Annotated in this window: 11 protein-coding genes; 3 read left to right on the top strand and 8 right to left on the bottom strand. The window is 45.3% G+C overall.

Annotated features, from left to right (window positions below; all coding sequences use genetic code 11):
- From AC1DLM_RS28555 to AC1DLM_RS28545, 3 genes are all read right to left on the bottom strand, one after another.
- The coding region (locus tag AC1DLM_RS28555; protein WP_477571866.1) for a response regulator transcription factor at positions 1-1,394 on the bottom strand (1,394 nt) is incomplete at its 3' end.
- A gap of 3 nt (positions 1,395-1,397) precedes the next feature.
- Positions 1,398-3,146 (bottom strand): sensor histidine kinase, encoded by a 1,749-nt coding sequence (locus AC1DLM_RS28550; protein ID WP_477571865.1) that lies wholly within the window; start codon positions 3,144-3,146, stop codon positions 1,398-1,400.
- A gap of 553 nt (positions 3,147-3,699) precedes the next feature.
- Positions 3,700-4,542: an AraC family transcriptional regulator gene (locus tag AC1DLM_RS28545; RefSeq protein ID WP_477571864.1), complete on the bottom strand. Its 843-nt coding sequence runs from the start codon at positions 4,540-4,542 to the stop codon at positions 3,700-3,702.
- Positions 4,543-4,697: 155 nt separating this feature from the next.
- Between AC1DLM_RS28545 and AC1DLM_RS28540 the strand changes: the two genes are divergently transcribed.
- Complete coding sequence (locus tag AC1DLM_RS28540; protein WP_477571863.1) at positions 4,698-6,209, top strand: sulfatase family protein; 1,512 nt, start codon at positions 4,698-4,700, stop codon at positions 6,207-6,209.
- A gap of 66 nt (positions 6,210-6,275) precedes the next feature.
- On the opposite strand, the gene AC1DLM_RS28535 is transcribed toward AC1DLM_RS28540, so the two are convergent.
- A complete protein-coding gene (locus AC1DLM_RS28535; RefSeq protein ID WP_477571862.1) occupies positions 6,276-7,109 on the bottom strand; it encodes a hypothetical protein in 834 nt (277 codons plus the stop codon).
- 319 nt (positions 7,110-7,428) lie between these two features.
- Here AC1DLM_RS28535 and AC1DLM_RS28530 point away from each other — a divergent pair, with 319 nt between their 5' ends.
- Positions 7,429-7,695: a hypothetical protein gene (locus AC1DLM_RS28530; protein WP_441991233.1), complete on the top strand. Its 267-nt coding sequence runs from the start codon at positions 7,429-7,431 to the stop codon at positions 7,693-7,695.
- Here the strand turns inward: AC1DLM_RS28530 and AC1DLM_RS28525 are convergent.
- From AC1DLM_RS28525 to AC1DLM_RS28510, 4 genes are all read right to left on the bottom strand, one after another.
- Positions 7,649-8,470: an ABC transporter permease gene (locus tag AC1DLM_RS28525; RefSeq protein ID WP_477571861.1), complete on the bottom strand. Its 822-nt coding sequence runs from the start codon at positions 8,468-8,470 to the stop codon at positions 7,649-7,651. The two genes, AC1DLM_RS28530 and AC1DLM_RS28525, sit on opposite strands and share 47 nt — an antisense overlap.
- A gap of 4 nt (positions 8,471-8,474) precedes the next feature.
- Complete coding sequence (locus tag AC1DLM_RS28520) at positions 8,475-9,284, bottom strand: ABC transporter permease (protein ID WP_477571860.1); 810 nt, start codon at positions 9,282-9,284, stop codon at positions 8,475-8,477.
- Entirely contained in the window at positions 9,281-10,330 is a 1,050-nt protein-coding gene (locus tag AC1DLM_RS28515) for an ABC transporter ATP-binding protein (RefSeq protein WP_477571859.1), read from the bottom strand. Before AC1DLM_RS28515 ends, AC1DLM_RS28520 begins: the two co-directional genes overlap by 4 nt.
- Positions 10,331-10,471: 141 nt before the next feature.
- Positions 10,472-11,236 carry a phytanoyl-CoA dioxygenase family protein gene (locus tag AC1DLM_RS28510; protein WP_477571858.1) on the bottom strand — a complete coding sequence of 255 codons (765 nt, stop codon included), beginning with the start codon at positions 11,234-11,236 and terminating at the stop codon, positions 10,472-10,474.
- Between the two features lie 166 nt (positions 11,237-11,402).
- Between AC1DLM_RS28510 and AC1DLM_RS28505 the strand changes: the two genes are divergently transcribed.
- Positions 11,403-12,221: a helix-turn-helix transcriptional regulator gene (locus tag AC1DLM_RS28505; RefSeq protein ID WP_477571857.1), complete on the top strand. Its 819-nt coding sequence runs from the start codon at positions 11,403-11,405 to the stop codon at positions 12,219-12,221.
- The last annotated feature ends 98 nt before the right edge of the window (positions 12,222-12,319 follow it).

Genomic DNA, 12,319 nt, shown 5'->3' with positions numbered 1-12,319 from the left:
ATTCTTGCTTTCATGACATAATTGGAAAATTTCTCACCTGTTTCCTTCTTGAATAGTTTCCCGAGATAGTCTGCATTCATATACAGCATTTCATGCGCTACCCAATTCAAACTGAGCTCGGAGTTCCCTAGCTGAGAAGTAATTACATCAATAACCTTTTGAACAATCGCACTATGCTTCACTTTGTTAAGTCCATAGAATCGTTCCGTCATCGTAATGACAACATTCTCCATAAACGTTTGAATCGTTTGCAGTGTGTTCATTTCAACAATCAAGGGAATTTGGGTGAAATACTGATTCATTTCTTCGGGTGCGCACTGTCGAACTAGCGATACAAATTGCTGAATGACGTACGATTTCGTCACATCAATATCAAGCTGAGCTTCTTTCAAGCCCCCAATAAAAGCACGTAAAGCTGCTTCCGCTTCCTCACGATGACCGGATCTTACCGACATATTGAGACGTTCCTCATCCCAACCCAGCTCTTTCGGCGAAGCTTCTTGAGAGCCTTCGGTATCCTTACGAGTAATGAGACTGCCCTCCCCCAAATAAAAGCGATAGTTCAGCAAATGAAGGCATTGCCTATACAGCGTTCTTGCTTGTGTTATGTGGCTAGGCTCACTAAGTGCGATCGTAACATCCCTTTTATAATAGCTTTGAAAAGTGTCTCGTATATGGTAGATCCGCTCATGGAGCTGATCAATGTGATCTGATTCTTCCAGTAAAATTAAGACATGATTCCCAATTGTCGTACTGAGGAGAGGACTAACTAGGATTTCCTGAGCAATATTTTTGATGGCGAACAATAGCTCAAACTCGAACCCCTCTTCCAACTGAAACAAGAGAAGTCGAATYTGGTAATCAAAGTCAAGCTTAAATAAGCTTCGGAAATAGTCCCAATCCACTTTGCCATACGTCTTATTCGTCACAAACTCCTTGAGAAATTGTTCTTTCACATGCGGCATCACTTTCTCAAGCTCCGCTTTCATGTTCCGAACGAACGACTCTTTACTTGTCTCCTGGTCAAGCTCAGCCACGATTTCCTTAAGCGCTTCCCCGATCTTCACCTCATTCGTTGGCTTGAGTAAATAATGCTTAACGCCATACTGCATCGCTCTGCTCGCATAGTCAAATTCACCAAAACCTGATAGCAGCACGAAACGAATATGTGGATACGCCTCATGCACACGCGCCACAAGCTCAAGCCCATCCATCCCAGGCATACGAATATCACTTATGATAATATCAGGCGCTTGTCTCTGTATAATTTCAAAAGCTTCTACACCATTACGCGCAGTCCCCATAAGCTCCGTTTGCAAGGAAGACCACTCCACCATACGTGAGATGCCATCCAGGATAATACGCTCATCATCAACTAACAATACGTTATACATTCCTTATTCCTCCTGTCCTTTAGGTAAACTTAAAATGATAGAAGCCCCCTGCTTGGCTGACTCATCCACTCGAATTCCGTACGCTTCGCCAAAAGCAAGCTTAATCCGATCATCAATATTCAGGAGTCCGATCCCTTTCCCCTTCGTCGTTACTTCACCGCTACGCAGTCTTTCAATAAGGCCACTTGGAATCCCTGGTCCCGTATCATCAACAGCAAGGAAAATGCCATCTTCTGTACTCCAACCTCGAATTGTAATTTCACAAGGCTCCATGATTGACTCTAGTGCATAATGAATGGCATTCTCCATCAGAGGCTGGAGGGTCAGCTTGGGAATAGCCCGACTCATTAATTCTTCAGGCACATCCAACCTGAACACCAATCGCTCTTCGAAGCGAATTTTCTGAATCGTTACATAGCTGCGAACGATATCGATTTCTTCACCGAGCGTAATGATGGGTTCCTTCAGATCGACAGAGTGGCGAAGTAAATAAGCCAGTGCTTCCACCATCTCGGAAATTTTGGATTGTCGATTTACTTTGGCCATCCAATTAATCGATTCCAACGTGTTATACAGAAAATGCGGGTTAATTTGGGACTGCAGCGCTTTAAATTCCGTTTCTTTAATGAGAAGTCGATTCGCATAATTCTCCTGAATTAACGTATTAATTCGTTCGATCATGAATCGGAAGCTTCGCTGCAAGAGACCTATTTCATTCATGGCTACCTGCCCGCCTGGTGGAAATAAATTCGCCTCTTCGAAGTTCCCTTTCTCCGCCAGCTTCATCCGCACCATCAACTCGTCAATGGGCCTAGTTAAGCTGTACGAGAAACGTATGCCTAACAAAATCACGACTACGAAAATAGCAATAAAGACAAAAACAACCATTTCCTTAATAAAGATGATGCGGTCAAATATTTGATTAAATGGGGTAATGTTCAAGTAAGTCCAACCTGTATTCAGTGACTGGATTTGGGCAATGAAATATTCTTCGCCGTTAATTTTCTGGATTTCATAACCTTTACCAGCGTCCATTGGCTTCCTAATCCGACTCCAATCGAAGGATGGTTCTTTAGGAAAGATCACATGTTCATCGGAAACAATCAGAACATCACCCTCTTCGGGTGCGATATCGCGTACAAGCTTCTCAATATTGATTCGAATGACAAGCGTTCCTAAATAGTCCAAATCAAAATTCGTTTTGTGAAAGGAGCGGATTTCCCGCGTTGCAATCAAGGCAGAATCATTGCTGTCCGGGTATATCCAACGATTTTCCCCATTACCTTCCGCAGCCACATTCAAGATGTGCCTTTTCCGTTCAGCGTCCATTCTTAGAATGTTGCCGCCCTCATGCTCATTTCCTTTGGCATCCATAATTTGAATGGAATATAAATAAGGTTCCTCTCCGGAATAGCTGATTAGGCGATCTACCAAGTATTGACTAATGATGAGTCGATCATAATCAGATGGATTCTTTTTGAGAGAAGTCAACCATTCCTGAACTTGTTCTTCTGCTAATATCCGGTAAGAGAGCTGTTGCAATCGCTTAAGCTCCGTTTCAATCGCGGTAGACGATAAATTGAGTACGCGTGAAGATTTATCATAAATTTGCCMATCGTAGATCGAAAACACATATTGCTGGATCAGAATGGTAAATGCCAAAGAAACCGCAATAATCATCGTTATCAAAATCGACAACTTATTTTTGATCTTCATATGCCGATATGTATCAAGGACTGCACGTAATCCCATAGTTGGCCGACTCCCTATTTCGTTTTATCATCGATTATGGCATTCTGAAGGACAATGGTCAACGTTCAACTGTCAAAAATGAAATAGACCGCTTCCCTTAAATTCCAAGGGAACACGGTCTAGTTATTCATTTTATTCCTATGCCTAGAACAAAGCGTTCTCCTTACTTGCCTTCCTGACGGACCTATCCCCCAACATCTGCTGACATCCCAAATTCCTGCAATCATTCAAAAACACTGTTGGGATGGGTTTGCCCAATCAGGTGAATAAATGGAAATAATACTGTTAAATCCGCGATATTTCACCTCAATAATGAAATAACTGGAAAATATGTAGTTATTTCTACCTATTTTCAGTTTAACTGACGGTTAATCGAAAAATAACAACATTTTTTCCACTAATCTCGATTCAACTCCGTAAATCATGGAAACAGATGTATATTTTACAGTTAAGTTATTAATGGGTAGGAAGACTCCAGTTTCTTTAGGGGGCCTTGGAGTTTCAAATGGATTTCTGGTGTATTGCCTGCCGGATATTCCTAGCTTATTGGAGATTACCCCCGATAACTGCTGGGTGAGACCCCCATATACGTCGTAAATGCCCGTGTGAAGGCATATAACTCGGAATAACCCAACGAGTAGGCGATTTCTGTTACCGATAACGACGTGGTTTTGAGCAGTTCGGCACCCTTCTCCAAACGCTTGGTGGCTAAGTACCGCTGCGGTGAAGTGCCATACTTCTTCAGAAAGGCCGCATACACATGGGACCGATGGTAGCCAAAATGGTTGGCGGCATCCTCGACCCGAATATGCTCGGTATAGTGCAAATCAAAGAAATCCTTCACCTGAGCGAGCCAGTTCTCTTTCTCTTTGGAGGCTGAGCGGTTCGCTTGCAGGTTCATTTTATAAAAAAGATCACTAAGTGTCCGCTGTTCGAGAAATATATTTTTCTTCGTCCCCGAAATGGCCCCTATCACGCTTCGCAGTGCTTCTCCAACTTCGTTATTCACCATGCCATGTAACCAATACTTCTGTGGCGTTAGGCCAAACTCCGCTGTTAATAACGGTAATTGATTGCCTTCCATTGCTAGCCAAATCATTTTCAACGGCGAAGCAATGTCTTCCGTTTGCATCGTTTCGTATACATAAGGGCGTCCGGGAAAWAAGCAAAATAAATCCCCTTCGCTTAATTCAACGGTATGGTCAAGTGAAGTCACCCTTACCTTGCCTTGCACAATCCAATGAAAGCTCGTCTGCTCAATCACTTTGGGCCCTATGTGATACGTGGACTTGGCGATATTCTGCCCTGCTCGTACAATCCAACAGCCGCTTGCTGTTTGAAAAGGGTGGGGAATAGCGAACCAAACATCGGCAAATTCCATCTCATACTCTTGCATCTCGGAACCCCTCTCTCCCAAGTAACTCATCACCTAATTTTACGAAAAAGTAGACATAATGACAACTTTCTAACATTCTATCATGTTAATTTCCCCCTCGTATTTCTATACTGAACCTAGCATGTAAGAAGAATAAAGAAAGGCGGAACTGCCCCTTGAAGAAACCAAATATTCTACTCATCACAAGTGATCAGCAGCATTGGAACACGATTGGCGCTTTTAATCCAGAGCTATCTACGCCTAACTTGGATCGACTCGTTCAAGAAKGAACAACATTTACAAGGGCTTATTGCCCCAATCCGACTTGTACACCGACTAGATCTTCCATTATAACTGGACAATATCCTAGCCAACATGGTGCATGGACGCTCGGCACGAAGCTATTGGAAGATCGACATACCGTTGGTGAAGATTTCAAGAAAGCCGATTATCGCACAGCACTGATCGGTAAAGCACATTTCCAACCGCTCAAAAGTACAGAGGAATATCCCTCACTAGAAGCTTATCCAATCCTGCAGGACTTGGATTATTGGAAAGCATTTGACCAACCTTTCTATGGCTTTGACCATGTTGAATTAGCACGGAATCATACGAATGAAGCTCATGTGGGACAACATTATGCGCTATGGATGGAGGAGAAAKGGCTCACGAACTGGCGGGATTATTTCTTAGCTCCGACTGGCACCATGGACCCTAATCAGCTGCATCATTGGGCTATTCCGGAGGAGTTCCACTATAATACGTGGATTGCTGAAAGAACGAATGCACTGCTAGAACAATACAAGGAGTCCGATGATGGCTTCTTCCTATGGTCGAGCTTCTTCGACCCACATCCCGACTATTTAGTCCCTTCGCCATGGGACACGATGTATGATCCAGAGAAGTTGACCATCCCAACTGTCACACCCGGCGAGCATGAGAAGAATCCACCACACTTTCAGCTCACACAAGAAGAGAATCCCGACTTCTCTTATCTGCAAGAAAGCGGCTATGGCGTACATGGCTATCACTCGCATTCCCGCCTGCCAGAAAGTGAACGAAAGCAACTCGTGGCTACCTATTACGGGATGATCAGCTGCATGGACGCACACATTGGCCGCATTTTGGATCGGTTGGACGAGCTTGGGCTTGCCGAGAATACGATCGTTGTATTTACCACGGATCACGGTCATTTCTTTGGCCAGCATGGCCTACAATATAAAGGCGGCTTCCATTATGAAGATTTGATTAAGCTCCCTTTCATCGTCCGATATCCGGGTCAAGTTCCTGCGGGTAAAACGTCGAGTGCGATCCAATCTCTCGTCGATCTAGCGCCTACTTTTCTATCCATGGCTGGCCTCCCGGTCCCTTGCTTCATGACGGGAGTCGACCAAAGCAGCGTATGGACAGGTCAAGCAGAACGCGCGCGTGACCATGCGATTTGCGAGTTCCGCCATGAGAAGACGACCATTCATCAGAAAACATATGTAGATGATCGATACAAGCTAACGGTCTACTTTAATCAAACGTATGGCGAACTCTTTGACCTCCAAAAGGATCCAGGTGAAATTCGCAATCTATGGGATGATCCTGATTTTAAAGATTTGAAATCCCGCCTGATGCTTTCCTATATTTGGGCGGAGCTTGGGAAAGAACCGATAGCCATGCCACGGATTTGGCATGCTTAGTTAGTCCTCTCCTACGACCATTTACGAAAAAGCTCCCGCGAATAAATCGCTGGGAGCTTCTATGTATTACAAAACCGTTTGAAAACCTGACTTATCGGCATGCTTATATTTAATTCCTGAATCACGCGTCGATATGACCATCATATCACGCCAAATCAGTAAATCAGTCACCTCGGCTTGTGCATTTAACGCGTGCAGGATAATGTTGCCTCTGATCTCGCTCAACTTATACAGCCCCGTATTGGCACACGCGTAGACTTCGCCGCGATGTGTGACTAAGCGATTCAAGAACATCCCATCGAACCGATGTTGATTGAATCCGCCATTCTTATTGCCTACGATTAAGCCCCCACGTTCCGTCGTCCCGACCAGCATCGTGTTGAACACGGCTAAACTAGTCACCGCTTGATGGAGAGGCATACTGCACCAATCTCCCGTAAATAAATCATAGAAGGCAACGCCATCCTCATAGCCCAGGAATATAAAATGAGGTGTCACTAGCAAATCATAAGTTTTCTTCCCTCTATAGGCCAGAGGCAGCCATTCATCATCATTTCCACAGAGCAACCCGTTCTCCGTGAGAACAAATCGATCCCMCCAGCCAATCGCCGCATAACAGGGATCGGTGATGCTCGTTTGCTGCCATATGTCATCCTCTAAAAGATATAATCCGTGGCTCGTAGAAGCGAATAACTGCGTCTCCACCCAATCTAATCGGTATACATGAACTTGCGCTGGCAACCCTTCAGATGCGCTTTCCCAGGAACGTAACGGCGAGAACTGGACCACACCATGTCCTTCCGTTCCCGCATACAATACCCCTTCTCGGGATGCGGTCAACGTAGTAAACTTTAGGGACAGCAAGTCATTGGTGGATTGCCAAGTCGAATTTATTTCCATGAAGTCCGTCCTCTCCGAATTTCTGCACTCTATTCGTCCACTTTTTCTCGAATTCATTCTTTAACACATGTGTACCATTCTCGCTATGTTCCATATCGACTAGCCCCCTCATGATGCCGTTCACTCTCGTCGCCCATTGATAATCATTATCATTTAAGTTCTACAACGAATGATAATGGTTCTCACTAGTATTGTCAAGAAAAAGGGATACATTTAGGAGCCTTTTGACAATATGTCAGAAAACGACACCGACTTTCGAGCGACATCGCATCCGAAATGCGTTAATCTATGAAAAATGATTCATAGGAGGCGTACTAGGATGCAAAACTTACAAATCTGCGGATTGGGTTTTATCGTGCTATGTATTATGTACTATCTCGTCATTGATGTTTTCGAGAAGAGTAAGCGCCTCAGACAGACGGCTTCCAACTTGCAAGAGCCTCTGACCGCAGTGATACCTCCTGTTACCATGAAAGTCGCTCCTCCCATTCAGGAAGGTGTGTATCCCATGTATATCGACTGTAGTCGCAACGAACAATTTATCCCGCCACACTCGAATAACGCCTTAACCCCTGCGACCATATAAAATATGCCCCCATTACGACCACCATCGTTACGGCTGGAACGCCCCAAGCGGCCCAGCCGTACTGTTCTGGTCGCAATAGATAAGCCGCTGGATAGAAGCTAGCCAATGAATACGGAATAATGTAAGTTAACAATCCACGTAGAATCGGATGAAAGATTTGCATGGGATATCTTGTAAAATCGTAGAGCCAAGTTACTGGATAAATGAGCGATCGAATCTCCTGAAACCAGAACGTTAATACACTAATCGTTAGTAGAATAGAGAATTGTATGAGAGCACTACATAATAAGGCAATGACGACATATAACACATTCAAGATCGTCCAACTCATATCCAAACGAGACGCCGCATAGCCCATAATTGCAATGCCTGTAATCAACTGGCCGACACCATTCAATTCTTGCGAGTAGCCTATGGTTTGAAAAAGCACACCTACTGGCCGCACCATCATCATATCCATTCGTCCATTCCGAATGTTGCCTGTTAGCATGAAAGGCGCATTGAAAAAGGTTTGATTCAGTGCACGACCCGTGGCCGCAAGTCCGAACATAAAGACTAACTCGTTGTAGTCCCAGCCTGCCAACATCGGAATGCGTTTGAAAATGACCGTCAAAAAAATCAGCGTACTTCCCTGCGCAAGGATCCCCGCAATGACCGCAATGATCGTATCCGCACGATATGCAACCAACGTTTTGACATACACTTTTAGAAAATGCCCATACATCCCAATCAGATACGCTACCTGCTGCATGAAGCTTCTCTTTGGTGCCAACATCTTCTCACCCCCCGTTAATCGCTAGTCGCTTCGCCGCTTTCATCCACAACAATCGACTAATGACAATCATAACTAGCGCCCACGCAAGCTGCTCCAATAGCGCATACCCCATATGAATTCCCGTCAACTTGCCTGTATAAATCGATAAGGGTATATAGGCCATCGCTTGAAAAGGTAAATAGGTTAGGATCGTTTGGAGGCTGCTGGGAAAGAAATCGAATGGGATCAACGTCCCTGCGAAAATATCCATCATCGCTCGCTTCGCCAACTGTACCCCGAACGTATTCGTGGTCATGAACGAAATCATCATAATAATCGAGTTAATACTGAACGCCACCAAGAAACCGATGATAAGACTTAATAGAAAGGCCGCTCCGGAAGCTAAGCTCGTTGGTGATTGAATGCCAAGCCCGAAGATCAGGAGCAGAAGCGCTGGAATATTTACCCACAACATTTCCACGGCAAAAAAGCCTGCGGCTTCTACAAATCGTTGGACTTGGAAGTCCACCGGTCGGATCAGATCCAGCGCAATGTCCCCGGAACGGACACGTAACGCCATGGCATAAGTGGGCGCACGTTCTGCAGGTGACCAGCGGGCAAAGTTTATCGTTTGGCCTACCATGACATAGGTAATTAATTGCTCCCAAGGCAACACCTGCCCGCTGCCATATAGATAGATCGCTTTCCACAGCATGTAATAAAGGACACAGAACATGAGCGTTGACACGAGTGTCATGATAAAATCAAATCGAAACTGCATGCGCTGGCGAACCGCAATTCGGGACATACCGCCTAGTCGTTGAAGGGTATTCATGAACTGACGACCACACCTTCCAACTCACGATTAGGCTCCTGTGGCGAGCTTGCAATACCTTCCCGATAGATCCGGGAAATTAAGGCGTCAATGTTCTCGTCCTGCATGGTCAGATCACGCGGTTGTGCGTTCTCTAACAGATGCTTAAGTAATGTGGACGTATCAATGTGATGCTGATCATAGGAAATTTTGAGCATCCGCTCTTCAACGCATGTAATCACATCAAAGCCAATGAATRGCGAAGCAGCCGCTTCGGCCAGACTTGTATCTTCGAAGGTAGCTTTAATCTGACGCTCTGTCGCATAATGGTCACGAATATGCTGCAAGCTGCCATCATAAATGAGACGCCMCTTATCAATAATCATCGTCCGGTGACACAACCGTTCGATATCATGCATGTCATGTGTTGTCAGCAGCAGCGTGACGCCTTTTTCCCGATTGATCTTCTCGATAAAAGCACGAATTCGCTCCTTCGCCACAACATCGAGTCCAATYGTAGGCTCATCCAGAAAGAGGATATCCGGCTCGTGCAGCAAGGACGCAAGGATTTCACAACGCATCCGCTGACCAAGTGAAAGCGTTCTCACCGGACGATTAAGTAGATGCTCCACTTCGAGAACCTCTGCAAATTCACGTAAATTTCTATGGTATTGCTCCCAAGAAATACTATACATATACCGTAACAAATCATAAGAATCCTTCACAGGCAAATCAAACAGCAGCTGACTTCGTTGTCCAAATACGACACCAATTTGATAGGAGCTCATTTTTCTGCTCTTATGCGGGATCAAGCCCGCTACCTCAATACTTCCACCGCTCGGTTCCAGGATGCCTGTCAACATTTTGATCGTTGTCGATTTGCCCGCACCATTGGGTCCCAAATAGGCAACGCTCTCTCCTTTTTCAATGGAAAAAGAAATATCTTCCACCGCGACCATCTCTCGCTTCTCGGGCTTAATTAAGCTCCGAATCGTGGCAAATCGCCCCGTTCGTCTCACATCGGTTTCAAATGTTTTCCTTAAATGCTTAACCTCTATTAACGACAATGCGCTCTCCCCCTTGGTTGCGATAGTCCGAACTGAATCTTATCCATTATATCAGCGTTTTCCAAATGTAGGTAACTACTTTTTCGCAGCAAAAGAGGAAAGAAGCCCATCATCCGAAGATGACAGGCTACGTTGACTGGCTTAGTATAGCGGATATTTGACACGCAAATCTTCACGGAACAAGACGCTGGAATCGTTGCGGATATAGTGGCACACATACGAGCGGCGCCAGCGATCCTTGCTGCGATTTTTGTAAGAAGAGTGAATGAGCAGCTCATGAAAAAATAAAATGTCCCCTTTTTCCATGACAACTGGAATTTCTTGTGCAAGATCGACACCTTCGGTTTCATCGGTCCAGCTTTCATGCTCTTCGAGATTCGTTACTTTCCCATGTGGCAGCAAGCCTAGCTTGTGTGTGCCAGGAATAACCCATAAACAGCCGTTTTCTTCGTCAACCAGTTCCTCCAAAGCAATCCAAGCCGCAATCATCGATTTCGGATCATCCTTGATATAATAATAGTCCTGATGCGGCGCTTGGCCTGGGGAGCCTGGTTCCTTATAGAAGTACATGCTTTGCACACAAACGGCCTCGTCACCCATCATTTGAGCTAGCGCACCGCGAACGACAGGGAGCTTCATGATTTGTCGCGAGAAGCCGTCATGTTTATGCGGATTAAATAATCGCACCGAGAACCGGTCCTTATCGCTTACTTCCTGACTGCCTTTTTTGGGGAGCGCCCATTCGGCTATCTCATCTGCTGAGCGGATCGAGTGAATGTGTCCGTTAAAGGCATCGACAAGATCTTCACTGCACCCTTTTTTCAACAAATAATACCCATGCTCATGAAAAAACGCCAATTCTTTCTCCCCTAACGGTGCCAATCGATCCTTAACTTGACTTTGCATAGCCAATTCCCCTTTCAAAATGTAAGCTCGAGCTATATACTTAGCATACAGTCGTACTCCCATTTCGAACATGGCTGTGATTGACGAGTATATATCTGTAGTTGATATTCAAAATGTGCGAACAATACTATTCTCTTTCATTAATTCATTGTAAAGGAACTTGCTCATGACTTCAGAATCCACAATTGACATCCCTAAAGTACGTGCTGCCGTTGGTGGAACCGTAGTATACCCACCTGGCAGTCGTTTTGGTCCCCGTGTACAGGCGGATCTGCAACTAGTTTTGCTGCATACCGGCTCCATGATCGTGCATATTGATGAGGTTCCGCATACGATTCAGCCTGGGCAAGTGATCMTCCTGAAGCCTGGTCATCAGGAACAGTTCTTGTTCGCGAAAGAGCAAGAAACTTGGCATCGCTGGATTGCCGTTCATGTTGGCGAGCTTTCGGAGCAGCAACGCGACCAATTGGAGCAATTGCCACATACACAAGCTATAAGTGAAGAGATGAATCGCTTAACCGACATCCTGATTTCCTTAAGATTGCGCTACAGTGCGACTTCAGAGACCCTTTGCAGCCTCGGACTGGCAGCTATTCAGCTATTTATTGCTGAATCGACTAGCAATCATATACAGCAGACGCACCCTTCGATTCTCCATGCGAAGCAATATATCGAGCATCACTTCCATGATCATCTCTCGCTGGAAGGCATTGCCGATGAAGTCGGGTTGTCCCCTGAGCATCTGGTTCGCTTGTTTCGTAAACACGAGGGCATCACACCGATTAAATTCGTATGGCATTATCGCATTCTGCGAGCCAACGAATTACTGATCCAAACCGGCTTAGCCATTGGCGAAATCGCCATGCGCTGCGGATTCAAGAACTCGTTTCATTTTGCGCGTGTGTTCAAAAGCACGACTGGCACTACGCCTTCCGATTACCGACACGGTAATTGGCGGGGAAATGACAAAGAAGCTGATCTATGATCAGCTTCTTGTCTGTCCGCAACGGTCACGGCGTCGCCGGGAACCGCCGGGGACTTTTAACTGTACAAACTACAGCTAATTTTCCCCGTTTTAGCAAT

Source organism: Paenibacillus sp. 01T442, from assembly GCF_056398345.1.
This window is presented reverse-complemented; position numbering and strand designations above follow the sequence as displayed.

Coding starts and splice junctions, on each gene's coding strand:
- AC1DLM_RS28530 (WP_441991233.1), top strand. CDS start 7,429: ATGCAAAACTTACAAATCTGCGGATTGGGTTTTATCGTGCTATGTATT.
- AC1DLM_RS28525 (WP_477571861.1), bottom strand. CDS start 8,470: ATGTTGGCACCAAAGAGAAGCTTCATGCAGCAGGTAGCGTATCTGATT.
- AC1DLM_RS28520 (WP_477571860.1), bottom strand. CDS start 9,284: ATGAATACCCTTCAACGACTAGGCGGTATGTCCCGAATTGCGGTTCGC.
- AC1DLM_RS28510 (WP_477571858.1), bottom strand. CDS start 11,236: ATGCAAAGTCAAGTTAAGGATCGATTGGCACCGTTAGGGGAGAAAGAA.